Origin of the sequence: Corynebacterium macclintockiae (assembly GCF_027570165.1) — a bacterium.
Lineage (GTDB): Bacteria > Actinomycetota > Actinomycetes > Mycobacteriales > Mycobacteriaceae > Corynebacterium > Corynebacterium macclintockiae.
Genome location: NZ_JAKMUV010000003.1, coordinates 179,317 through 203,774, shown reverse-complemented (window position 1 = coordinate 203,774; position 24,458 = coordinate 179,317). Strand labels below are relative to the sequence as shown.

23 protein-coding genes are annotated in these 24,458 nt (G+C 61.1%); 6 read left to right on the top strand and 17 right to left on the bottom strand.

The features are described from left to right. Positions 1 to 8: 8 nt before the first annotated feature. Both L8U58_RS04405 and L8U58_RS04400 read left to right on the top strand, forming a co-directional pair. Positions 9 to 3,515 carry an isochorismate synthase gene (locus L8U58_RS04405; RefSeq protein WP_269954768.1) on the top strand — a complete coding sequence of 1,169 codons (3,507 nt, stop codon included), beginning with the start codon at positions 9 to 11 and terminating at the stop codon, positions 3,513 to 3,515. Further along, on the top strand, positions 3,515 to 3,739 hold the full coding sequence (locus tag L8U58_RS04400) for a phosphopantetheine-binding protein (RefSeq protein ID WP_034984987.1): 225 nt from the start codon (positions 3,515 to 3,517) through the stop codon (positions 3,737 to 3,739). Before L8U58_RS04405 ends, L8U58_RS04400 begins: the two co-directional genes overlap by 1 nt. A 394-nt stretch (positions 3,740 to 4,133) precedes the next feature. Here L8U58_RS04400 and rpsQ read toward each other — a convergent pair whose 3' ends face one another. The 11 genes from rpsQ to rpsJ are packed head-to-tail and all read right to left on the bottom strand — an operon-like array spanning position 4,134 to position 9,325. Then, positions 4,134 to 4,427 carry a 30S ribosomal protein S17 gene (gene rpsQ, locus L8U58_RS04395; protein ID WP_034971073.1) on the bottom strand — a complete coding sequence of 98 codons (294 nt, stop codon included), beginning with the start codon at positions 4,425 to 4,427 and terminating at the stop codon, positions 4,134 to 4,136. Next, on the bottom strand, positions 4,424 to 4,657 hold the full coding sequence (gene rpmC / locus L8U58_RS04390; RefSeq protein ID WP_005291954.1) for a 50S ribosomal protein L29: 234 nt from the start codon (positions 4,655 to 4,657) through the stop codon (positions 4,424 to 4,426). Before rpmC ends, rpsQ begins: the two co-directional genes overlap by 4 nt. Then, on the bottom strand, positions 4,657 to 5,073 hold the full coding sequence (rplP, locus tag L8U58_RS04385; RefSeq protein WP_034971072.1) for a 50S ribosomal protein L16: 417 nt from the start codon (positions 5,071 to 5,073) through the stop codon (positions 4,657 to 4,659). The genes rpmC and rplP overlap by 1 nt, the downstream gene beginning before the upstream one ends. 5 nt (positions 5,074 to 5,078) lie before the next feature. Next, positions 5,079 to 5,822, bottom strand: a complete 744-nt coding sequence (gene rpsC, locus L8U58_RS04380) for a 30S ribosomal protein S3 (protein ID WP_005291959.1) — start codon at positions 5,820 to 5,822, stop codon at positions 5,079 to 5,081. Next, positions 5,822 to 6,184, bottom strand: a complete 363-nt coding sequence (rplV, locus tag L8U58_RS04375; protein ID WP_005291960.1) for a 50S ribosomal protein L22 — start codon at positions 6,182 to 6,184, stop codon at positions 5,822 to 5,824. The genes rpsC and rplV overlap by 1 nt, the downstream gene beginning before the upstream one ends. Before the next feature lie 2 nt (positions 6,185 to 6,186). Next, positions 6,187 to 6,465, bottom strand: a complete 279-nt coding sequence (gene rpsS / locus L8U58_RS04370) for a 30S ribosomal protein S19 (protein WP_005291963.1) — start codon at positions 6,463 to 6,465, stop codon at positions 6,187 to 6,189. A 16-nt stretch (positions 6,466 to 6,481) separates the two neighbouring features. Next, on the bottom strand, positions 6,482 to 7,324 hold the full coding sequence (gene rplB / locus L8U58_RS04365) for a 50S ribosomal protein L2 (protein ID WP_011274164.1): 843 nt from the start codon (positions 7,322 to 7,324) through the stop codon (positions 6,482 to 6,484). Positions 7,325 to 7,363: 39 nt separating this feature from the next. Continuing rightward, positions 7,364 to 7,669 (bottom strand): 50S ribosomal protein L23, encoded by a 306-nt coding sequence (gene rplW / locus L8U58_RS04360; protein WP_005291980.1) that lies wholly within the window; start codon positions 7,667 to 7,669, stop codon positions 7,364 to 7,366. Continuing rightward, complete coding sequence (gene rplD / locus L8U58_RS04355; protein WP_011274166.1) at positions 7,666 to 8,319, bottom strand: 50S ribosomal protein L4; 654 nt, start codon at positions 8,317 to 8,319, stop codon at positions 7,666 to 7,668. The genes rplW and rplD overlap by 4 nt, the downstream gene beginning before the upstream one ends. Then, positions 8,316 to 8,972, bottom strand: coding sequence for a 50S ribosomal protein L3 (gene rplC, locus L8U58_RS04350; protein ID WP_005291985.1), 657 nt, complete (start codon positions 8,970 to 8,972; stop codon positions 8,316 to 8,318). The genes rplD and rplC overlap by 4 nt, the downstream gene beginning before the upstream one ends. Positions 8,973 to 9,019: 47 nt before the next feature. Beyond that, entirely contained in the window at positions 9,020 to 9,325 is a 306-nt protein-coding gene (rpsJ, locus tag L8U58_RS04345; RefSeq protein WP_010120790.1) for a 30S ribosomal protein S10, read from the bottom strand. Positions 9,326 to 10,064: 739 nt separating this feature from the next. Here rpsJ and L8U58_RS04340 point away from each other — a divergent pair. Then, entirely contained in the window at positions 10,065 to 10,412 is a 348-nt protein-coding gene (locus tag L8U58_RS04340) for a hypothetical protein (RefSeq protein WP_269954767.1), read from the top strand. Continuing rightward, positions 10,409 to 11,167, top strand: coding sequence for a GntR family transcriptional regulator (locus tag L8U58_RS04335; RefSeq protein WP_034980329.1), 759 nt, complete (start codon positions 10,409 to 10,411; stop codon positions 11,165 to 11,167). The genes L8U58_RS04340 and L8U58_RS04335 overlap by 4 nt, the downstream gene beginning before the upstream one ends. Positions 11,168 to 11,297: 130 nt before the next feature. Here L8U58_RS04335 and tuf read toward each other — a convergent pair whose 3' ends face one another. The 4 genes from tuf to rpsL form a co-directional block, all read right to left on the bottom strand. Next, on the bottom strand, positions 11,298 to 12,488 hold the full coding sequence (gene tuf / locus L8U58_RS04330; protein ID WP_034971065.1) for an elongation factor Tu: 1,191 nt from the start codon (positions 12,486 to 12,488) through the stop codon (positions 11,298 to 11,300). Between the two features lie 487 nt (positions 12,489 to 12,975). After that, a complete protein-coding gene (gene fusA / locus L8U58_RS04325; protein WP_269954766.1) occupies positions 12,976 to 15,090 on the bottom strand; it encodes an elongation factor G in 2,115 nt (704 codons plus the stop codon). A gap of 265 nt (positions 15,091 to 15,355) precedes the next feature. Further along, the gene (rpsG, locus tag L8U58_RS04320) at positions 15,356 to 15,826 is read right to left on the bottom strand and encodes a 30S ribosomal protein S7 (RefSeq protein ID WP_005291999.1); all 471 of its coding nucleotides are present in this window, start codon (positions 15,824 to 15,826) and stop codon (positions 15,356 to 15,358) included. 3 nt (positions 15,827 to 15,829) lie between these two features. Beyond that, positions 15,830 to 16,201, bottom strand: a complete 372-nt coding sequence (gene rpsL, locus L8U58_RS04315; RefSeq protein ID WP_034971062.1) for a 30S ribosomal protein S12 — start codon at positions 16,199 to 16,201, stop codon at positions 15,830 to 15,832. Positions 16,202 to 16,635: 434 nt separating this feature from the next. On the opposite strand from rpsL, the gene L8U58_RS04310 reads away from it, so the two are divergent. Next, on the top strand, positions 16,636 to 17,592 hold the full coding sequence (locus L8U58_RS04310) for a hypothetical protein (protein ID WP_269954765.1): 957 nt from the start codon (positions 16,636 to 16,638) through the stop codon (positions 17,590 to 17,592). Positions 17,593 to 17,632: 40 nt separating this feature from the next. Then, positions 17,633 to 20,053, top strand: coding sequence for an ATP-dependent RNA helicase (locus L8U58_RS04305; protein ID WP_269954764.1), 2,421 nt, complete (start codon positions 17,633 to 17,635; stop codon positions 20,051 to 20,053). Positions 20,054 to 20,070: 17 nt separating this feature from the next. On the opposite strand, the gene L8U58_RS04300 is transcribed toward L8U58_RS04305, so the two are convergent. Both L8U58_RS04300 and L8U58_RS04295 read right to left on the bottom strand, forming a co-directional pair. Beyond that, positions 20,071 to 20,265, bottom strand: coding sequence for a DUF4236 domain-containing protein (locus L8U58_RS04300; protein ID WP_034972486.1), 195 nt, complete (start codon positions 20,263 to 20,265; stop codon positions 20,071 to 20,073). Positions 20,266 to 20,394: 129 nt separating this feature from the next. After that, the gene (locus L8U58_RS04295) at positions 20,395 to 24,366 is read right to left on the bottom strand and encodes a DNA-directed RNA polymerase subunit beta' (protein ID WP_043012338.1); all 3,972 of its coding nucleotides are present in this window, start codon (positions 24,364 to 24,366) and stop codon (positions 20,395 to 20,397) included. Positions 24,367 to 24,458: the final 92 nt, after the last annotated feature.

Genomic DNA, 24,458 nt, shown 5'->3' with positions numbered 1-24,458 from the left:
TTATCTCTATGGCGATTCCACCCATTTCGCCCTATCCCATCCCCACTCCATCCACCACACTGCCCGCCGATTGTCCGGCGAGATCCTGGGCCCTGGAGCCCGCACGCGCAGCACTTCTGGTGCACGACATGCAGAAGTACTTCCTAGCTGCCTATGACTGGAACAAAGAACCGCTACACTCGGCGCTCGCCAACATCGCGCGCCTCATCACCACGGCGGATCAGCTGGGTATTCCTGTGTTCTATTCCGCCCAGCCGCCGCAACAGCACCCCACCCGACGAGGGCTCTTAAGCGATATGTGGGGACAAGGTTTACAAACAGCCGAGGAAGCGTCGATCATCAAAGAGTTGGCGCCAGGCAAGCATCACCAGATACTCACGAAGTGGCGCTATTCCGCATTCGAGCGCACGGACCTTTACCAGTCGCTGGCTTTCGCTCGGCGGGATCAGCTAATTATCACCGGGGTATATGGCCACATGGGCTGCAAGGTCACCGCGGTGGATGCGTTTATGAAGGACATTCAGCCGTTTGTGATCACGGACGGAATTGCGGATTTCACGGCACAGGACCACCAGGAAACGATTGATTGGGTAGCCAAGCGCTGTGGAAGAAGCCTGGATACGGCCAGCGCGCTGAAACAGCTGGGGGTGCACGATGGTCCGCCCAGTGGGGAGGCTAGTGGCCCACCCAGCTTTGTCATGAGCGACAGCGACCAGACTCTGACAACCTGCGGAGTCAAAACTCGTTATGGCACGGTAGAGCAAGCCGCCGCAGCACTTCGTAGGGCGGCGAAGGCAGGACGGGAAGACGTCGTGGTGGGAGCGCTGCCCTTCGATCCAGACACAGCACCGGTGTTGCTGGCCCCCGAGAGCTTTCAGCGGCACACGGGAGCTCCGCGTTGGAAGACGGCTCCATTGGTTCCCGACGTGGTGGACATCTCACAACGCCCCAGCCTGCAAGAGCATGGCCGACGGGTTAGCCGTGCCGTGGAGGCGATTGGGCGTGGCGAGTTTCAAAAGGTGGTGCTTTCCCGCGAGGAGGAGTACACGCTGGCTAGCCCTGTGGAGCCGGAAGCCCTGCTACGAGGGTTCATGGAAACCTCCGCCACGGGGCACGGGCACCTGGTAGCTACAACTAACGGCCCCGAAGAAGCTTTCTTCGTGGGATCTAGCCCGGAGCTACTGATCCGCAAGGAAGGCGCGCGGATTGTTTCCCACCCGCTGGCCGGAACTATCGCTCGATCGGAGGACCCGGTGACGGACTGGGCGCGGGCAATTGAGCTCACGCTCTCCCACAAAGACATCGCCGAGCACCGCTTCGTGACCACGGCCATCCGGGAGGTTCTTGAACCCCTGTGTACTCAGCTACACGTTCCGGAATTACCCACGCTGACCGCCACGTCGCATACCTGGCACCTAGGAACCCATATCGAAGGCACGTTGCGGAACCCTGATACCTCCGTTCTGGAGTTGGCTGCGTTGCTACACCCCACTCCGGCAGTCAATGGAGCACCGTCCGCTGCTGCGTTGGACTTTTTGCGCCAGCAGGAGCCGGAGCGGGGTCTGTACGGCGGCGCCATCGGATACGCAGATTCCCACGGCGATGGCGAGTGGCGGGTAGCTATCCGAAGTGCCACGGTTCAAGGCTCCCAAGTGTCTGCCCGAGCCGGCGGCGGAATCGTTGCCGAATCCCAGCCAGACCAGGAGATCGAGGAAACCAACTTCAAACTCGGTCCGGTGCGTGCGCTGTTGGGACTGGCCGCAAAGGGAGATACAGAAGGCACCGCGCAGCTCCCGTCAGCACACATAGCGCCCAATCCCGAGCCCCACCTCAGCCCGCTTAACGGAAGCCACGGCCCAGAGGTACTGGCCAACCACATGCCCCGTACCCTCGCGCAGGAATACCACCGCCAGGGAATATGGACCCACCACACCCACTGGGATGTCTTCCAACAAACGGTTGCCACCTTTCCCAATCGACCCGCCACGACGGACCGCCACCGCAGCCTGTCCTGGCACGAACTAGACAACAGCGTCGAGACCGCCGCCCACTACCTTCACCAAGCCGGAGTACGCCGGGGCGATGGCTGCATCCTGCAGCTTCCCAATAGTGTGGTGTTCCTCGAAACTCTCTTGGCATTATGGAAGCTCGGCGCCATTCCCATCTTCGCCTTGCCTGACCTCGGCTCCACGGAGGTGCGCCACTTCGCCAGCCACGCGCCAGCACGCTTCTACATCAGCACGTCGCGCCCCGATCGGCACCTTGCGGGCGTCCACGCCACGCTACAAGAGCCGCTGGACGATGGCCGCACTGTTCGAGCGATCCTCATCGACGAGACCGCCGAATCTCCCTGGGCTACCGAATCAACGGGGCACTCGGAGGCTGCAAACGAAGAGTCACCCGCCCCTCCAACCGCCGATGTAGAAGCAGACGAGCTTGCGTTCCTGCAACTCTCCGGTGGCACGACCGGCCTACCGAAGCTAATCCCGCGAACCCATGCGGATTATCTCTATTCGATCCGTTGTGCGCTGCAAGCCTGTGACTTGGAGACGGAATCTTGCCTGCTCGTCGCTTTGCCCGCGGCGCATAACTTCACTCTCAGCTCGCCGGGAATTCTGGGTGCGCTGCTGCGCGGAGCGCACATCGTTTTCGCCAAATCACCGATGCCCAGCGATCTGCTGCCTGCCATTGACCACCACGGTGCGACTCACCTCGCCCTGGTACCTCCGGCGGTACTGGGCATTCTCAACGCACCGGCCCGCGATCGCCACGACCTACGCACTCTGCGCACGCTATGGGTGGGTGGGGCGAAGCTATCTGCCGAGGTGGCCCGCCGCATCCGGCCGGAACTCGACTGCCAACTGCAACAGGTTTTCGGCATGGCTGAGGGACTCGTAAACTTCACACCGTTAAACGCCTCGACCGAGGAAATAATCAATACACAGGGTCGCCCCATGAGCAGCCACGATGAGATTTGCATTGTTGATGACGCCACGCTCCCCCTCCCCGAAGGCCACCCCGGACACCTACTCACCCGCGGGCCGTACACGATCCGGGGCTATCACCGTGCTGAAGAGATCAACTCTAGGGCATTCACCGAAGATGGCTTTTACATTACTGGCGACATCGTCACCGTCGACGATAGTGCTCTGACGGTTGTCGGCCGGGCAAAGGATCAGATCAACCGCGGTGGGGAAAAGGTGGCTCCGGAAGCAGTCGAAAACGCGTTGCTCAGCCATCCGGATATCCACGATGTTTCGGTGGTTGGCACTCCGGACGACAATCTGGGCGAAGCCATCACGGCCTATGTGATCCTGAGGGATGGGGTGGATGATCTAACGCCACTTGCTGTCCGGAAGCATGCTCGGGCTGCCGGTATCGCGCGGTTCGCAGTACCGGACCACGTGCACATCGTAGAGGAGTTCCCCACCACCGGGGTGGGCAAAGTGAATAAACGAATCCAACAGAACAACGCAGATAGCACGACCGAACGGAAGATTGAGGTAGTGAACTAATGGAACCAATCACTGAAGACCAGTTGCGCGGATGTGTAGCCGAGACGATGAAGATGGAGCCAGCGGAGATCGAGGTTTCCGAGGAACTCTATGACCAGGGTATGAACTCTCTGCAGCTAGTTACGGTTCTCACTTGGCTGCAGGAGAAAGGCTACGATGTGAGCTTCGCCGACTTAGCGGAGGATACTCGGCTGACGGCCTGGATCGAACTGCTGGATAGTTAAGCTAGATGTGGGTCTAGGCGGGCAACAGGCTGACACCCGAACAGATGCAGGTGGGTGTGGCATGACTCGGTCACGTGTACACGCGGACGCACCGTGAGGGTCTCCACTCGCCATGGCCACCCTCCAAACCTCACCCGTGCCTCCACTCTCCACGCTCAACGCTGCACTTTCCACGGGTCATCCGGGACAAATGTCCTAAACGCCCCGAAGTTAGACCCCCACGCCGGCAGCTACCTACCTCCGCTACATCCCAACAGCATTTGTCCCCTGCGAGGGCGTTAGCAAGAAACGAAAAAGACCCCTACCACAGCAAAGTGCGGGAGGGGGTCTAGCGCTACAGCCGCCTAAGCAGCCGTAGCTGCCATAGCAGGCTGAGCTCTCAGAGCTGCAGGGACTAGCGAGCCTTCTCGATGATCTCGGTCAGGCGGAAGTGCTTGTCCTTGGACAGCGGGCGGGTCTCCTCGATGCGAACGCGGTCGCCTACGCCGGCGGTCTCGTTCTCATCGTGGACCTTCACGCGGGAGTTACGGCGCATGATCTTGCCGTACAGTGCGTGCTGCTTGCGGTCTTCGAGCTCGACCACGATGGTCTTGTTCATCTTGGTGGAAACAACGTATCCGGAGCGAACCTTGCGGGCGCCCTTCTCGTTCTTCACAGCTGCGTTGTCATTCACGGTTGCCTCACTCATGCTGCGTCACCACCCGGGTTGGTAGACAGCCCGAGCTCACGCTCGCGCAGGACGGTGTAGATGCGGGCGATGTCGCGCTTGACAACACCCAGACGACGGTTGTTGGTCAGCTGGCCGGTCGCAGCCTGGAAGCGAAGGTTGAACAGTTCTTCCTTCGCCTCACGCAGGCGGGTGGTCAGCTCTTCGTTGTTGAGCTCGCGGAGCTCATGTGCCGGAGTTCCGGTAGCCATTAGAACTGATCCTCCTTCTTCACGATGCGAACCTTGCAGGGCAGCTTGTTACCAGCACGGCGCAGTGCCTCGAGGGCGATCTCCTCGTTCGGGTAAGAGGCCTCGAAGAGGATGCGACCCGGCTTAACGTTAGCAACCCACTTCTCCACCGGGCCCTTACCGGAACCCATACGCACGCCGAGCGGCTTCTGGGTCAGCGGACGATCCGGGAAGATGTTGATCCACACCTTGCCGCCACGCTTCATGTGGCGGTTAATGGCGATACGAGCGGACTCGATCTGACGGTTCGTGATGTAGGTCGGCTCCAGGGCCTGCAGGCCGTAGTCGCCGAACGTTACGCGGTTGCCGCCCTTGGACACGCCACGACGGGTCGGGCGGTGCTGGCGACGGTACTTAACGCGCTTCGGGATAAGCATTTGTCTTAGCCCTCCTGCTTCTGCTCAGCGCGCTGGCGACGTGCGCCACCGCGACGTGGACGCTCGCGACGGCCGCGAGACGGGCGCTCGTCGCGTGCATTCATCAGGCTCTCGCGACGGCCACCGACGACGTCACCCTTGTAGATCCACACCTTGACGCCAATGCGTCCGAAGGTGGTGTGAGCCTCGTAGGTGCCGTAGTCGATCTCAGCACGGAGGGTGTGCAGCGGAACGCGACCCTCGTGGTAGCGCTCGGTGCGGCCCATCTCCGCGCCGCCCAGGCGACCGGAGCAAACAACCTTAATGCCCTTGACCTGCGGCTGGCGCATAGCGCCCTGGATTGCCTTGCGCATAGCGCGACGGAAAGCAACGCGGTTGGTCAGCTGCTCAGCGATGGACTGTGCCACCAGCTGTGCGTTGGCATCGATGTTCTTAACTTCGAGGATGTTCAGCTGAACCTGCTTGCCGGTGAGCTTCTCCAGCTGGCCGCGGATGCGGTCAGCCTCGGAGCCACGACGGCCGATCACAATGCCCGGGCGGGCAGTGTGGATGTCAACGCGAACCCGGTCGTGGGTGCGCTCGATGACAACGTTGGCGATGCCGGCGCGGTCAAGACCCTCGGACAGGAAGTCGCGGATCTTGATGTCCTCGGCGAGGTAATCAGCGTACTGCTTGTCGGCGTACCAGCGGGAGCGCCACTCGGAAGTGATACCCAGCCGGAGGCCGTGGGGGTGGATTTTCTGGCCCACTACTGAGCACTTCCCTTCTGGCTCTCGACGACCACAGTGATGTGGCTGGTGCGCTTGCGGACGTGGAATGCACGACCCTGGGCGCGGGGACGGAAACGGCGCATGGTCGGGCCCTCGTCGGCGTAAGCCTCAGAGACGACCAGCGTCTGCGGATCCAAGCCGAAGTTGTTCTCGGCGTTGGCGGCGGCCGAAGCAACGACCTTCGCGACCGGCTCGGAAGCGGCCTGCGGAGCGTACTTCAGGATCGCCAGTGCGTCCTCGACGGACTTGCCACGGATCGTGTCGATCACGCGACGTGCCTTCATCGGAGTGACGCGGACGAAACGCGCGGTTGCGCGTGCGGTGGTTACGGTGTCAGACATGATTATCGACGACCCTTCTTGTCGTCCTTGACGTGACCCTTGAAGGTCTTCGTAGGAGCGAACTCACCTAGCTTGTGACCGACCATGGAATCGTCGATGAACACCGGTACGTGCTTACGACCGTCGTGGACGGCGAAAGTGTGGCCGATGAAATCGGGAAGAATGGTCGAGCGACGGGACCACGTCTTGATGACGTTCTTGTTGCCCTTTTCGTTCTGAGCGTCCACCTTCGCAAGGAGGTGTTCGTCGACGAATGGGCCCTTCTTCAGGCTGCGTGGCATTCTCTACTACCTCCTCTTAGCGCTTCTTGTTCTTGTTGGAGCGACGACGGCGAACGATCATCCGGTCGCTAGGACGGTTCGGCTTGCGGGTGCGTCCCTCAGGCTGACCCCAAGGAGACACAGGGTGACGACCACCGGAGGTCTTACCCTCACCACCGCCGTGCGGGTGGTCAACCGGGTTCATAACAACACCACGGACGGTCGGGCGAACGCCCTTCCAGCGCATACGGCCGGCCTTGCCCCAGCGGATGTTGATCTGGTCAGCGTTGCCGACCTCGCCGATGGTGGCGCGGCAGCGGATGTCAACGCGACGGATCTCTGTGGACGGCATACGCAGGACTGCGTACTTGCCTTCCTTACCCAGCAGCTGGATGGAGGCACCAGCGGAACGAGCCATCTTGGCGCCGCCGCCCGGCTTCAGCTCCACAGCGTGGATGGTGGTACCGGTCGGGATGTTACGCAGCGGCAGGTTGTTACCAACCTTGATGTCTGCGTTCGGGCCGGACTCCAGCAGGGCACCCTGCTGCAGGCCACGCGGGGCGATGATGTAACGCTTCTCGCCATCGCGGTAGTGCAGCAGTGCGATGTTAGCGGTGCGGTTCGGGTCGTACTCGATGTGAGCAACCTTAGCCAGCACGCCGTCCTTGTCGTTACGACGGAAATCGATAACGCGGTAGCGGCGCTTGTGGCCACCACCCTTGTGACGGGTCGTGATGTGGCCGTGAACGTTACGACCACCGGTCTTCGACAGCGGGCGCAGCAGAGACTTCTCAGGAGTCGAACGGGTAATTTCCGCGAACTCGGAGACAGAACTCTGGCGGCGACCCGGCGTAGTCGGCTTGTACTTACGAATAGCCATACTCTTGCTTCCTCTTTACCTTTCGGTATCCGGCCGCCCTTAGGCGGTCGCTCCACCGAAGATGTCGATCGGATCGCTGCCGGCGACCAGGGTCACCATGGCGCGCTTGGTTGCCTTGCGCTGGCCGTAGCCGGTGCGGGTGCGCTTACGCTTGCCCTCACGGTTAACGGTGTTAACGCTGGCGACCTTCACACCAAAGATCTGCTCGACGGCAATCTTGATTTGGGTCTTGTTAGAGCTGGGGTTAACCAGGAACGTGTAAACGTTCTGCTCCATCAGGCCGTAGGACTTCTCAGATACGACCGGGGCGATGATGATATCGCGAGGATCAGCTACAGTGCTCACTTTGCCTCCTCCTTGGTCTTATCAGCGGCGTTGATGAAAGCGTTCAGTGCCTCCACGGAGAACACAACGTCATCTGCGTTCAGAACGTCGTAGGTGTTCAGCTGGTCGTTGACCAGGGTGTGCACCTGCGGCAGGTTGTTCACAGACTTCCATGCGGTGACGTCTTCGCGGGTCAGGACGACCAGCACGGACTTGCGGTCCGTCAGACGCTCGATGAAAGCGCGTGCAGCCTTGGTGGACGGGGTCTGGCCCGGGACCAGCTCTTCGACCACATGGATGCGGTCGTGACGCACGCGATCGGTCAGGGCGCCACGCAGAGCGGCGGCCTTCATCTTCTTCGGGGTGCGCTGGGAGTAGTCGCGCGGCTGCGGGCCGTGAACCGTGCCACCACCGGTGAAGTGGGGAGCGCGGATGGAGCCCTGGCGAGCACGACCGGTGCCCTTCTGGCGGAATGGCTTACGGCCACCGCCGGACACCATGCCACGAGTCTTCGTAGCGTGGGTACCCTGGCGCTTTGCTGCGAGCTGAGCGGTAACGACCTGGTGCATCAGGGCGACGCTTGCCTCTGCATCGAAGATGGATGCGGGCAGCTCGACCGTGCCGTTGGTCTTACCGTCAGCGGTGTGGACATCAAGCTTTAGATTGCTCATGCGTGTGCACCGCCCTTCACTGCGGTCTTGACAACGACGAGGCCGCCGTTGACACCCGGAACTGCGCCCTTGATCAGGAGCAGGTTGGACTCTGCGTCGACCTTGGCAACCTTCAGGTTCTGCTGGGTAACGCGGTCGTTACCCATGCGGCCTGCCATGCGCTTGCCCTTGAACACGCGGCCGGGGGTGGCTGCCTGTCCAATGGAGCCCACGCGGCGGTGAGCAGCCTGGTTACCGTGTGCAGCACCCTGGCCGGCGAAGCCGTGGCGCTTCATGCCACCGGCGTAGCCCTTACCCTTGGTGGTGCCCGTCACGTCGACGAACTTGACATCGTTGAAGATGTCGACGGTGACGTCCTGGCCAACCTCGTAGCTGGATGCGTCTGCAACGCGGATCTCAGCGACGTGGCGGCGCGGAGTCACGCCAGCCTTCTTGAAGTGACCAGCGGCAGGCTTGTTGACCTTGCGCGGGTCGATCTCGCCGAAGGCGATCTGTACGGCCTCGTAGCCGTCGGTTTCCTTGGTACGCACCTGGGTAACGACACAAGGCCCAGCCTCGACGACGGTAACCGGTACAACACGGTTCTCTTCGTCGAAGATCTGGGTCATGCCGAGCTTCTTGCCCAGGATGCCCTTGATCTCAATATCACTCATAGTTTCTCTTCCGCTGCCGTTTTCAGTAGTTCAGACTCTTTTGCCGCTTACTGAATGTTGACGTCGACGCTGGCCGGAAGATCGATGCGCATCAGAGCGTCAACGGTCTTCGGGGTTGGGTCGAGAATGTCGATCAGACGCTTGTGCGTACGCATCTCAAAGTGCTCGCGCGAGTCCTTGTACTTGTGCGGAGAACGGATGACGCAGTACACGTTCTTTTCAGTTGGCAGTGGCACTGGGCCGACAACACGAGCGCCGGTACGGGTTACCGTCTCGACGATCTTCTTGGCAGAAGCGTCGATAGCCTCGTGATCGTAGGCCTTGAGCCTAATGCGGATCTTCTGTCCCGCCACGCTTGTCCTCTTCCTTCAAAGCGCACCTGCTGCCTGAACAGCGGGTTAACACGCTTTTTGTCTGTCTTAGTCTTAACGCTGTCCGGCCTTGGGGCCTGGTCCAGTCGCCAGTGTCGCTTGTGTCTTACATTTACTTGTTTGTGCCATCGATGGACGCGGGTCATTTGGTTTTAATGAACACACGCCATACGCACTTGGGTTAACAAGTCTTTGTAACAACACCCGGTTCCCGCCCCCTGTTGGTTCCACGTCTGGCCTTAACTAATTAAGTCCTCATATTTGGAGCCAAGCTTGGAAGCGTGTTCCGCGCTTTGTCGGAAGGATTTCCTTCGCCTTCTGCCGCTGTTCATTTACCATGCCCCATCCTCCGGCACCCGCGGTCGGGCGTGTCGCCTTTCCGCTTTTTAAGTACCGCACAGCAAAGCAGCCCCGCCACGATCCTTGGAGGATCACTTTCGCGAGGTTCTTCACCGACGATGGATCATGCTCACTTCACCATCGACACCTTCTTGGTTCAGCCTGGCTTCACCCGACTGGCCTCATGTGCCGTGTTAAAGCAACGTCAAGTATTCAACCACACCGGGCGCGCCGAAACCAAATCACTACTCTCTTTTCTTATTGACGCCCCAACGCGCCCACCTGCTTTTACTCCAGAAGGGCCACGGAGCACTACAATCACCACAAAGCTGAGATTGATGATGGATGGCCTAAAGGTGGCGTCCACAACAGAGGAACTGCATTGAGCGATTACCGCAGCAACCCCGAATACCAACGCCAACGGCGCGCACTAGTTCGGAAGCACCACCCCGACGCAGGTGGGACGGATGCCGAACTGATCGAGGCGCTGCGGGTACTCGACGAAAGCTGGGATCGGCGGACGCGCCTACGCCGCCAGGTCCGGGAACACCGGCCAAGCTTCATCTCCGAGCAGAGAGCGGAACAGGCCATGGACGCAGCCGAGCAGGCCGTCGGGATGGCAGAGAACCTCGCACGTAGCGCCGGACGATTTGCGGGGAACATCAGGAACACGGTCATGAACAAACTGCCGGAAGAGTTTCGCCGCGGATACAGAGAGGGCGACAAATGACCACCCGCTACGAGCAAATCGCACGCGAACTGCGCGAGGAAATCCGTAGCCAAAAGCTACGCGTTGGGGAACCCATTCCCAGCGAGAATGCCCTCGCAGACCGCTTCGACGTTGCCCCCGGCACCATGCGCCAGGCGCTGAATGTTCTGGTCGACGAAGGCATCCTGAGTTCGAAACGCGGCGCGCGCAAAGTAGTCATGCGCATGCCGGCGCGCTTCCCCGAGATCTCCAAGTTCCGCAGCTTCGCTCAATGGGCTTACAGCCGCGGACGCACGCCAGGCGGACACGTCATCTCCCAGGAATGGGCAGAGCAGACCGAACAGGATACCGAACTTCTGCGCGTTCCCCCGGGCGAGCAAGTACTCACCGTGCTGCGTGTGCGCACCATCGACGGTTCCCCCATCATGCTGGAACGCACCCGCTACCCGGCCTGGGTCGGCACCAAAGTCGAGCCGATGGATCCGACTTGCCCTTCGGTCACCAACGAACTGGCCTCCCGCCACAACGTCCACTTCTTTGCTGCCGACAACGTGTTCTCCGCGGCGAAGGCGGGCGAGGTAGATGCGCGCTGGCTGCCTCTCGATGCCGGCGACCCCGTACTGGTCCACCGACGCTTGTCGCGCGATGCGAAGGGCACGCCGTTGGAGATGAGTGAGGATCGCTATATTGCGGACGCCCTCAGCCTCGCCGTGCCGACGTCTGGCAAGAACAACACGCTCAGCTGGACTACGTTGAATCGCTTCCCCTGGGACTAGCCCTGGGACTAGCTTCCCTAGCGCTACCGGCACCGGTTGCCATAGCAAAAGCCCCGGATTCCTTTCGGAACCCGGGGCTATAACCGTTTATCGCCTAAGCGCTAAGCGGCGATCAGCTGCGTAGTTGAGACTACTTGGTGATCTTGGTAACGCGACCAGCGCCAACGGTGCGGCCACCCTCACGGATAGCGAAGCGCAGGCCCTCGTCCATAGCAACCGGCTGGATCAGGGTGACGGACATGTCAACGTTGTCGCCCGGCATAACCATCTCGGTGCCCTCCGGCAGCTTCACAACACCGGTAACGTCGGTGGTGCGGAAGTAGAACTGCGGACGGTAGTTGTCGAAGAACGGGGTGTGGCGGCCGCCCTCGTCCTTGGACAGAACGTAGACGGAGCCCTCGAACTCGGTGTGCGGGGTGTACTCGCCCGGCTTAGCGATGATCTGGCCACGCTCAACGTCCTCGCGCTTCAGGCCACGCAGCAGCAGTGCGGCGTTGTCGCCAGCCTCTGCGGTGTCCAGCAGCTTGTTGAACATCTCGATGGAGGTAACGGTGGTCTTCTGAGCCTTCTCGCGGATACCCAGGATCTCGACCTCGTCGTTCAGGTTCAGGACGCCACGCTCAACACGGCCGGTAACAACGGTACCGCGACCGGTGATGGTGAAGATGTCCTCAACCGGCATCAGGAACGGCTTGTCGGTCTCGCGCTCCGGATCCGGGATGGAGTCGTCGCAAGCCTGCATCAGCTCGAGAATCTGGTTAGCCCACTTCTCGTCGCCCTCCAGAGCCTTCAGTGCGGAGATGTGAACAACCGGAGCTTCCTCGTCGAAGTCCTGCTCAGCCAGCAGCTCGCGGACCTCCATCTCAACGAGCTCCAGCAGCTCCTCATCGTCAACCATGTCGCACTTGTTCAGTGCAACCAGGATGTACGGAACGCCAACCTGGCGAGCCAGCAGAACGTGCTCGCGGGTCTGCGGCATCGGGCCATCGGTTGCAGCAACAACCAGGATGGCGCCGTCCATCTGAGCAGCACCGGTGATCATGTTCTTGATGTAGTCAGCGTGGCCCGGAGCGTCAACGTGAGCGTAGTGGCGCTTCTCGGTCTCGTACTCAACGTGGGAGATGTTGATCGTGATGCCACGCTCCTTCTCCTCCGGCGCCTTATCGATGGCGTCGAAAGCGAAGGACTTGTTGGCCTCTGGGAACTTGTCAGCCAGAACCTTGGTAATCGCGGCAGTGGTGGTGGTCTTGCCGTGGTCGACGTGACCGATGGTGCCGATGTTTACGTGCGGCTTGGAACGCTCGAACTTAGCCTTCGCCACTTTGTGTCCTCCTGGACTGCTCGGTGGCTACGACTCTCGCAGCCACATTAACTTTTGTTGCCAGCCAGTTGTCTTCCCGTCTGTTTCGGGTCGCCGACTGGCTAGTTTCTTACTTCTTGCCGAATATCAGATTATCCGTGTAACGAACATCTTTGCCCCGACTTTGTGTTTCGAGGCCCGTCGCGCTACACGCGAACTGGGTAACGGCCAGCACACCGCATCCTACGTCACTTTAGTCATCTAGAAAAATTGACCGCCACGCTTGATCTGAAACCCCACGAACATTGGGGTAGCTTCCAGACCTGCAGCCATTCCTGGCCACGCAAGCAATCTATTTTTCTATTTGTTTATTGACGCAGGCCTACGCCGTGCTGACCCCTACCCTGCAAGGCCCCTCGCCCGTGCCTTCCCCCTTTAGACAGCGCCCGTAGAGACGGGCGCCGAAGGGGCGTCACTAACAAGAAACCTTGCTAGGGGTCTGCCTGTATTAGGCCTGACCGCCGTTACGCTCCGCGATGATGTCGGATGCGACGTTGGTCGGAACCTCACCGTAGGAGTCGAAGATCATGGAGAAGTTCGCACGACCGGCGGTGCGGGAACGCAGGTCGCCGATGTAGCCGAACATCTCGGACAGCGGCACCTTTGCCTTCACGACCTTGGCGCCAGCGCGGTCATCCATGGAGGAAACCTGGCCACGGCGGGAGTTAATGTCGCCGATGACGTCGCCCATGTACTCCTCAGGGGTGATGACCTCAACGGCCATCAGCGGCTCCAGCAGAACCGGCTTTGCCTTAGCAACAGCTTCCTTCAGTGCCTGGGAACCAGCCAGCTTGAAGGCCATTTCGGAGGAGTCGACCTCGTGGTAAGCACCATCCAGCAGGGTGGCCTTGATGTTCACCAGCGGGAAGCCGGCCAGGTAGCCGTACTGCATAGCGTCCTGGATACCAGCGTCGACAGACGGGATGTACTCCTTCGGCACGCGGCCACCGGTGACCTCGTTGACGAACTCGTAGGTCTGATCGGAGCCCTCTTCCGGCTCGTACGGCTCGACAGCGATGATGACGCGTGCGAACTGACCGGAACCACCAGTCTGCTTCTTGTGGGTGTATTCCAGCTTCTCGACCGGCTTGCGGATGGTCTCGCGGTAAGCAACCTGCGGGTTACCGATGTTTGCCTCGACCTTGAACTCGCGGCGCATACGGTCAACCAGAACGTCCAGGTGCAGCTCGCCCATACCGCCGATAACGGTCTGGCCAGTCTCCTCGTCCAGCTTAACGGTGAAGGTCGGATCCTCTTCCGCCAGCTTCTGGATAGCGGTACCCAGCTTCTCCTGGTCAGACTTGGTCTTCGGCTCGATGGCCACCTCGATCACCGGATCCGGGAAGTCCATGGACTCCAGGATGACCGGGTTCTGAGCGTCACACAGGGTATCGCCAGTGGTCGTGTCCTTCAGACCAATGAAGGCGTAGATGTGACCAGCGGATGCGCGATCCACCGGCTGCTCCTTGTTGGAGTGCATCTGGAACAGCTTACCGATGCGCTCCTTCTTGTCCTTGGTGGAGTTCATGACCTGTGCACCGGACTCGACGGAACCGGAGTACACGCGGACATAGGTCAGCTTGCCGAAGAACGGGTGAACCGCAACCTTGAAGGCCAGAGCGGAGAACGGCTCATCCTTGGACGGCTTGCGCAGAACCTCAACCTCGGCGTCCTTAGCGTCGTGGCCCTTGATGGAGCCGACGTCCATCGGGTTCGGCAGGAAGTCGATCACAGCGTCCAGCATCGGCTGGATGCCCTTGTTCTTGTAGGCAGAGCCACAGTAAACCGGGTAGACCTCAGAGTTGATGGTCAGCTTGCGGATCTGTGCCTTCAGCTCGTCGACGGTGATCTCTTCACCAGCGAAGTAGCGCTCCATCAGCTCTTCGTCGGACTCAGCAACGGTCTCGACGAGCTTCTCGCGGTACTCCTCAGCCTTTTCCTTCAGATCCTCCGGGATCTCTTCGTAGGTCGGCTCCGCGCCGATCTCAACCTTGCCGCGCCAGGTAACTGCACGCATGTTCAGCAGGTCGACGATGCCGTCGAAGTCATCCTCTGCACCGATCGGCAGGGCCATTACCAGTGGCTTTGCACCCAGGCGGTCGATGATGGTCTGCACGGTGTAGTAGAAGTCCGCACCCAGCTTGTCCATCTTGTTGACGAAGCAGATACGCGGAACGTCGTACTTGGTTGCCTGGCGCCAGACCTGCTCGGACTGTGGCTCAACGCCTTCCTTGGCGTCAAACACAGCAACGGCACCATCCAGAACACGCAGGGAGCGCTCCACCTCAACGGTGAAGTCCACGTGACCCGGGGTGTCGATGATGTTGATCTGGTTGCCTTCCCAGAAACAGGTGGTCGCGGCGGAAGTAATCGTAATTCCGCGCTCCTTCTCCTGCTCCATCCAGTCCATCGTGGAGGCGCCATCGTGGGTCTCACCGATCTTACGGTTGATGCCGGTGTAGAAAAGGATGCGCTCCGTGGTGGTGGTCTTACCAGCATCGATGTGCGCCATGATGCCGATGTTGCGGACCTTGTTCAGGTCGGTCAACGCTTCAAGTGCCACTGGGTTACCCCGCTCATTTCGTTGTTGAGCGACTTGGCCGAGGCTTCCATGATGTTCACATTGATGTTCAAAAGTGCTTTAAAAAGCCCCTGCAAGCCGCAGGTGATTACGTACTCGTTCTATTGTGCCAGCTTTGCGCCGTCAAGTCGCGTCGGGGGTCGGTTGTTTTCTAGTTGTTTTTCTAGATGACGCCCTCACGCGGTCAATAGCACTATAGCCCCACTGCCCTTTATGAAGTTAGGGCGGTGAGGCTATAAGGCCGCTGCTACCAGCGGTAGTGGGCGAAGGCGCGGTTGGCCTCTGCCATCTTGTGAGTGTCTTCGCGACGCTTCACGGATGCACCCAGACCGTTGGATGCGTCCAGGATCTCGTTGGCGAGACGCTCGGTCATGGTGTTCTCACGACGCTGACGGGTGAAGGTCACCAGCCAACGCAGAGCCAGAGTGGTGGAACGGCCGGGGCGAACCTCAACCGGAACCTGGTAGGTAGCGCCACCAACACGGCGGGAACGAACCTCAAGAGCCGGCTTAACGTTGTCGAGAGCCTTCTTCAGGGTGAGGATCGGATCGGTGCCGGTCTTCTCGCGGCACTGCTCCAGAGCGCCGTAAACGATGCGCTCTGCGGTGGACTTCTTACCGTCAAGGAGAACCTTGTTAACCAGCTGGGAGACGAGAACGTCGCCGTAAACCGGATCCTTGACTAGCTGTCGGGAAGGTGCTGGACCCTTACGTGGCATTGTTTACTTCTCCTTCTTAGCGCCGTAGCGGGAACGTGCCTGCTTGCGGTCCTTAACACCCTGGGTGTCGAGGGAACCACGCACGATCTTGTAACGAACACCCGGGAGGTCCTTCACACGACCGCCGCGGACGAGCACCATGGAGTGCTCCTGCAGGTTGTGGCCCTCACCCGGGATGTAGGCAGAAACCTCGATACCGGAGGTCAGGCGAACACGGGCGACCTTACGCAGTGCGGAGTTCGGCTTCTTCGGGGTAGTGGTGTACACACGGGTGCACACACCGCGGCGCTGCGGGGAGCCCTTCAGCGCAGCAGTGGCAACCTTCGTGCTCTTATCGTGACGGCCCTTGCGGACCAGCTGCTGAATAGTTGGCATAGATAGACTTTCTTCTTTGGGTTTTAAACTTGCAGAAGTCTCGGTACATCGTGACCCCGGAATTGGCTCCCCACCTGCCGCACTGGGCGAATAGACGCCTTTAAACAGCAAAAAATGGGGGCTCTTTCGGGGCCGCTACCGTTTTGTATCACTCCGCGCACTTGGCACGAAGATCCCTGTATTAAGCACCCTCTGCCGTTCACCTGATGGTGCGCGCCATTGGAGCAATACAATCTACGCCGGTGAGATTACCGCAGTGCACACAGGAAACCAAATGAGCTAGGACGTCACTACTAAGACCGTCCACACCAACCCGCTCCCCGAAAAGATTTTCTTGACCATTTTGCCCACAGGACAGAAGATACTCATGTTAATTTTAGTTTCGCCACAGAAACATCTGTTGGGTATTTGTTCGAGATCTTAAGGATGACCCGATGAAGAGTCTTCGTATTAATCGCGGTTTCGCTGCTGGTGCGGCCGCAGTTTCCCTTCTGTTCACCGCTACCGGCGTAGCTGCCCCCTCTCTGCTGCCTCAGGCTGCTGCGGAGGCCAAGAATCACAATCTAGACCTAAAGTGCTCCTACACTGCACCTCTAATTGGCACTAAGGAAGCCGGAACCACAGGCACAGTCACGGTAGACATGCCCAACGAGGCCGAGGCTGGCGCAGACATCCCGGTGAAGGTCACAATTGGCGAGTCCAAGATCACCTCTCTCGCATTCAGCGCCGTTTCCTCTGTTAAGGCAACGTCCAGTACTGCGCGCCTGCAGGTGTCCCCAAATGCCGAGCTAGTTGGTAACCCGGCAGGTGTATCTCTGTCCAATGGTGTTCTGACGGTCAGCAACGTCCTTTCGGCGTCGAAGACCAGCAGCAAGGAGATTACGGTCTCTGCGAAGCCAGCCGAATTCTCCCTTCGCTCCAAGGACGGGCAGAAGGTAACCGTCAGTGCCCCGAGCGACATCATTGAGGTGACTATGGATACATCTTTCGGAGTCGTTCCCACGAAGTGCACAACCACCGCCGTACAGCTGAATGAAACCAACATTAAGGCTGCGCCGAAGCCGGAGGATCCCAAGCCGGAAGACCCGAAGCCGGAAGACCCCAAGCCAGCGGATCCAAAGCCGGAAGACCCCAAGCCAGCGGATCCAAAGCCAGCGGATCCAAAGCCGGAAGACCCCAAGCCGGAAGATCCAAAGCCGGAGGACCCGAAGGATCCGGAGTCCTCGGCTAGTGGCTCTTCCAAGGAAGGCATCCTCTCCTTCTTCCAGAAGATCTTCGGCATCGACAAGTCGGATGAGGCAAAGGAAACCCAGAAGACCTTCTGGCTCTCCCTCTTCGGAGCCGGAGTTCTGGGAGTGCTGATTTCTTGCGTGATGAAGTTCTTCCACTAGAACCAAAGCGGAGGCATCGGGATGACCTACAATCATCCCGATGTTTCCTCCCCCTTTCGACCTAACAACCATCGGCGACGGCCTGCCCGCCGCCGAGCTTCTACCACGCATCCCAGAACGCGGCCCACTGGTGGTGGAAGCACCCCCTGGAACAGGTAAAACAACCCTCGTTCCGCCTGCGCTCTCCAATATTCTGCGGCACACAACGCGCACGGCCTCCCAAGCCGCCCGAGCCACCCAAGCCGCCCGAGCCACCCAAGCCACCCCGGCTACTCCGCCGAAAGTCCTGGTCACCGCGCCTCGTCGCGTGGCCGTCCGCGCCGCAGCCCGGCGTCTCGCCCACCTCGACGGCTCCCGCGTAGGCGACCGCGTCGGCTACAGCATCCGCGGCGAACACCACCCCGGCAGCCTCGTGGAATTCGTCACCCCAGGAGTCCTCCTCAACCGCCTCCTCGCCGACCCCGCCCTCGAAGGCATAGGCGCGGTCCTCATCGACGAAGTCCACGAGCGCCAACTGGATTCCGACCTCGTACTCGCCATGTGCCAGGAAGTCGCACTACTGCGCGAAGGCGACCCCGCCGGGGAACTCTACCTCTGCGCCATGTCCGCCACCGTCGACACACAGAAGCTCGCCGACTATATGGGTGCGCAGGTTGCCTCCACCCCAGCGGTCACCCATCCGCTGGATATCTCCTATCACCCGCACCCCGAGCGTGCCCAGGGTTCCCCTGCCTTCTACCGCCACGTCGCTGATCTGGCGCTGCAGGCCCACTCAAGCCAGCGCGAAGCAGGCCATCCCGACCATCGCACCCTTGTGTTCGTGCCGGGCCGCAAGGAAATCGACTGGGTCTGCTCCCACCTCCCCGATTCCGTACCGCTCCACGGAGGTCTGACCTCCCACGAACAGGATGCCGCGCTCGCCGGCAACTCCCCCATCGTCGTCGCCACGTCCATCGCAGAGTCCTCTCTCACCGTCCCCGGCGTACATGCGGTAGTCGATGCCGGCCTGTCCCGCACTCCCCGCCGCGACCAAGCGCGCGGCATGACGGGGCTGGTCACCACCTCTACCTCCAAAGCCAGCGCCGATCAGCGCGCCGGTCGCGCGGGTCGCCTCGGCCCCGGCCAGGTCTACCGCGCCTACTCCGCGGCAGACTATTCCCACTTCGCGCCCGGCATCACCCCGGAAATCCTCTCGTCGGATCTCGTCGCCGCCGCCCTGACCCTCGCTGCCTGGGGTTCGCCAGATATTTCTCTTCTGGACGCCCCTCCGACCGCAACCCTCACCGATGCCAACGAGGAGTTGCAGGCTATGGGCGCGCTGGATAGGCACGGCGCAATCACAGAGACGGGTCAGAAGCTGGCACGGATTCCCGCCGACCCGCGCCTGGGTGCCGCCTTGCTGGCTCACGGTTCCGCCGCAGCCGAGGTAGTGGCGGCACTGTCAACAGATGTGCAGGGCGACCTGGCTGAGGCTAAGCCCCAGGCCTCCGAAGTGCGTCGCTTCGCGCGCATGGTGGACGATCAAGGCCCGGCGGCTCCCGGCGAGGTTGTTGCCTCGGCCTACCCCGACCGCGTCGCGAGGCTTGTAAATAGTGGCGAGGATGCCGAGTACCTACTGGCCTCCGGAACACGTGCCACGCTGGCTCCGGAGCTGCGTCGCTCACTCGGCGGCTCCGAATGGTTGGCAGTGGCGGAAGTGCAGCTGGGTCGCACTCCCCTGATCCGCGCGGCCGCGCGGCTAGAAACACCACCCCTCGCCCAGGTGCGGGAGGACGTCACCGCGCATATTGCCGACGGGAAGCTTCGCGCCCGCCGCACGCGCCACCTTGGAGCCATCGAACTATCCAGCACGCCGGTATCAATCACAGAGCTCGGCGACGAAGAAAGGAGCCAGGCCGTCGCAGCCTTGGCTGCCCAGGGACTCGGTTGGCTACGGATGACGGAGGGGGCGTCAAGAATAAAGGAAAGAGTCGACTACCTCCGCGAACAACTCGGCGAACCGTGGCCGGAACTCACGGCAGGCGATTACACGCCCGAAGCCGAGAGGGTCGTGGCGGGCGAAAGGATCGCCGACATCGACGCGTACCAGGCAATCATGCGGCAACTTCCGTGGCCCGAGGCCGGGCGGATGGACGAACTGGCTCCGGAGAGGTTAGAGGTACCCAGCGGATCGGCGCCGAAGATCAGCTACGAAACCGGGCGCCCAATTGTGCGCGTTAAGCTGCAGGAATGCTTCGGGCTAGCGGAATCCCCCACGATCGCGGGGCAAAAAGTTCTGTTCCACCTACTGTCCCCGGCCGGGCGCGAACTTGCCGTCACCGACGACCTGCGGAGCTTCTGGGATGGCCCCTATCAGGGAGTGCGCAAGGACATGCGCGGGCGTTACCCGAAGCACCCATGGCCCGAGGATCCGTGGGCGGCAACGGCGACAAAGAAGACGAAGCGGGCGCTAGAAAAATAGCAGCGGGCGCTGGGGAACTAGCGGCGCTTGCGACCGAAGGTCTTGGTGAAGTTCAGGCCACGGATCGGCGTGTGAATGGTGACGGTCTGGCGACCGTCGGCGCGCTGAGTAAGTCGCACAGGGCCTAGGCGGGTGGAGCCGCCGACTCCACCAGAAGAGGTGTTTACTCGGAATGGCCCGAAGTTCTTGGAGTTGCGAAACATGATTCCCATGCAGTTCATCTTAGGGCACCGACGCGCCAGGACGCACAAAAGCGGGCGCCTCCCCGTTCGAAGGGAAGCGCCCGCTTAAATGGTGAACTGGCAAACCCGCAGGGCAGCCAGTCCGGGGATCTTAATGGGTTACATCAGATCCATGTCGTCCAGCGGCACGGCAGCGCCGGTGAACTCGCCGTAGTTGTCATCGGCGTAGAAGCCATCGCCGAAGGAAGACGGCAGGGAGTACGCCGCTGCGCGAGCCTCCTCGGTCGGCTCCACGGTGATGTTGCGGTAGCGGGAGATACCCGTACCAGCCGGGATCAGCTTACCGATGATCACGTTCTCCTTCAGACCGATCAGCTTGTCGGAACGCTTGTTGATGGCAGCGTCCGTGAGCACACGGGTGGTCTCCTGGAACGAGGCGGCGGACAGCCAGGACTCGGTAGCCAGGGAGGCCTTCGTGATACCCATGATCTCGGCGCGAACCTCCACCGGACGGCCACCGGTCTTGACGGCCTCCTTGGACGCAGCCACCGCGTCGGCGTGATCCACCAGGGAGCCCGGCAGGAACTCGGTCGAGCCGGAGTCGATGACGGTCACGCGGCGCAGCATCTGGCGCACGATGATCTCGATGTGCTTGTCGTGGATGGCCACACCCTGATCGCGGTAGACCTTCTGGACCTCGTTGATCAGGTGCTGCTGCACGCCACGGCGGCCGAGCACGCGCAGAACCTCGTGCGGATCCGCGGCACCCTTCAGCAACTGCTGTCCCATCTTCACGTGGTCGCCATCGCGGATCGGACGCTCCACGCCACCGGTGCCCAGCGTTGCCAGACCCTGGCGCTTGGACAGCTTCTCGTACACCACATCATCGGAGCCGTCATCCGGCTCGATGGTGAGGGTGAAGAAGTTGTCGTCGTCCTCGATGCGAACCTTGCCGTCCACCGAAGCGATCGGGGACTTGGCCTTCGGAACACGAGCCTCGAACAGCTCCTGAACACGCGGCAGACCACCGGTAATGTCGCCACCGACACCACCCAGGTGGAACGTACGCATGGTCAGCTGGGTACCCGGCTCACCAATGGACTGGGCGGCGACGATGCCGACGGCCTCGCCGATTTCCACCTTCTTGCCGGTCGCCATGGAGCGGCCGTAGCAGGTGGAGCACACGCCAGTGTTGGTAGCACAGGTCATCACGGAGCGGACCTTGACTTCCTCCACGCCAGCTTCGATGAGCTTCTGCAAACCGGCTTCATCGATGACCTTGCCCTCTTCGATGAGGACGGTGCCTGCGGAGTCGGTGGCGTCACTAGCTAGGTAACGCCCCAGAACAGACGTTTCGACGAAGTCTGCCGGAGTGTAGTTACCGGTCGGCTTGCCCTCGCCATCCAGAACCGGAACAGCGACGGACATCATGGCACCCTGCTTGGTGCCACAGTCGTCCTCGCGCACGATGACGTCCTGCGCCACGTCGACCAGACGACGGGTCAGGTAACCCGAGTCAGCGGTACGCAGAGCCGTATCGGCCAGGCCCTTACGGGAACCGTGGGAGTTGTTGAAGTACTCCAGCACGGACAGGCCTTCGCGGAAGGAGGTCTTAATCGGGCGGGTGATGTACTCACCGCGGGAGTTCGTAACCATGCCCTTCATGCCGGCCAGGGTCCAGATCTGACGCATGTTACCGGCAGCACCCGACTTCACGATCATCGGAATCGGGTTGTCGTCCGGGTACAGATCCTCGACGGACTGACCCACGAAGTCGGTAGCTTCCTTCCACAGGTCAACCAGGGACTGGTAGCGCTCGGCCTCGTTGATCTTGCCGCGTGCCATCTTCTTCTCGATAACTCGAGCCTTGGCCTCGTAGTTATCCAGAACTTCCTGCTTGTTCGGCAGCACCAGCACGTCGTGCATGGTGATGGTCACGCCGGAGCGGGTAGCCCAGTAGAAGCCGGCATCCTTCAGCTTGTCCACCGTCTGCGCCACGGTGATCATCGGGTACTTCGCCGCGAGGTCGTTAATGACGGTAGCCTGTGGCTTCTTCGCCATGACGCCCTCTACGTATGGGTAGTTCCACGGCAGCAGCTCGTTGAACAGCACGCGCCCCAGGGTGGTCTCCGCCAGCCAGGTCTGGCCTCGCTGCCAACCATCCGGGAACCGCTCGGCCTCGATCTCCGCGGTCGGGCGCAGGTGGTTGATGCGCACGCGGATCGGAGCCTGCAGGCCCAGCACGCCACGGTCGTAAGCCATGATGGCCTCGGCCAGGGAGGAGTACACGCCCTGTGCGGGAGCCTCGTCGATAGCCGGGGTGTAGGCACCCTGACCGCCGAACTCTTCCGGCTTCTTCAGCAGGGTCAGGTAGTACAGGCCGGTCACCATGTCCAGACGCGGCATAGCCAGTGGCTTACCGGAGGCCGGGGACAGAATGTTGTTGGAAGCCAGCATCAGGATGCGGGCCTCTGCCTGCGCCTCGGCGCTCAGCGGCAGGTGGACTGCCATCTGGTCACCGTCGAAGTCCGCGTTGAAGGCCTCACAGGCCAGCGGGTGCAGCTGGATAGCCTTACCCTCGACCAGGATCGGCTCGAAGGCCTGGATACCCAGGCGGTGCAGCGTAGGTGCACGGTTCAGCATCACCGGGTGCTCGGCGATGGCCTCTTCCAGCACGTCCCACACCTCGGGGCGCTGGCGCTCCACCATGCGCTTAGCGGACTTGATGTTCTGCGCGTAGGACTTCTCGACCAGGCGCTTCATCACGAACGGCTTGAACAGCTCCAGGGCCATCAGCTTCGGCAGACCACACTGGTGCAGCTTCAGCTGCGGACCAACGATAATCACGGAACGACCGGAGTAGTCCACGCGCTTACCCAGCAGGTTCTGGCGGAAGCGGCCCTGCTTGCCCTTCAGCAGGTCAGACAGGGACTTCAGCGGACGGTTGCCCGGGCCGGTGACCGGACGGCCACGACGGCCGTTGTCGAACAGCGCGTCGACGGATTCCTGCAGCATGCGCTTCTCGTTGTTCACGATGATCTCGGGGGCGCCGAGGTCCAGCATGCGCTTCAGGCGGTTGTTGCGGTTAATCACGCGACGGTACAGGTCGTTCAGGTCGGAGGTCGCGAAGCGGCCACCGTCCAGCTGCACCATAGGGCGCAGCTCCGGCGGGATCACCGGAATGCAGTCCAGCACCATGCCGGCCGGGTCGTTGCCGGAACGCAGGAACGCTGCGACGACCTTCAGGCGCTTCAGTGCACGCAGCTTCTTCTGTCCCTTGCCGTCGCGGATGACCTCGCGCAGCACCTCAGCCTCAGCCTCGAGGTCGAAGCTGCGGATCAGGGTCTGGATGGCCTCTGCGCCCATGCCGCCGGTGAAGTAGTCCTCGTAGCGGTCGACCAGCTCGTTGTAGATGTTCTCATCCACAATCATCTGCTTCGGTGCCAGCTTGACGAAGGTGTTCCAGATCTCGTCCAGGCGGTCGATTTCGCGCTCGGCGCGCTCGCGGATGTGGCGCATCTCGCGGTCAGCCGCGTTCTGCACCTTCTTCTTGGCATCGTTCTTGGCACCAGCGGCCTCGAGTTCAGCCAGGTCCTCTTCAAGCACCTTGGCGCGGTCGGCCAGCTCAGCGTCGCGCTCCTGCTCGACCTCCTTCTTCTCCAGCATCATCTCTGCCTCGAGGGTGGACTGGTCGTTGTGGCGACCTTCCTCGTCGACGGAGGTGATGATGTTGGCGGCGAAGTAGATGATCTTTTCCAGATCCTTCGGAGCCAGATCCAGCAGGTAGCCCAGGCGAGAGGGCACGCCCTTGAAGTACCAGATGTGGGTGACGGGAGCGGCCAGCTCGATGTGTCCCATGCGCTCACGGCGAACCTTGGACTTGGTCACCTCAACGCCACAGCGCTCACAGATGATGCCCTTGTAGCGCACACGCTTGTACTTGCCACAGCCACACTCCCAGTCGCGGGTGGGGCCGAAAATGCGCTCGCAGAACAGGCCATCCTTCTCCGGCTTCAGGGTGCGGTAGTTAATGGTCTCAGGCTTCTTGACCTCGCCACGGGACCATCGACGGATGTCGTCAGCGGTCGCTAGTCCGATGCGAAGTTCATCGAAAAAGTTGACGTCCAGCACGTGGACTTCCTTTCCCCTCCTCTTGGCGGAGGGCTTTGGGTAGTTACGGCGCTTTAAGCTGTGTTGTTTGTCGGGCTCAAGCGCCGAAAGTA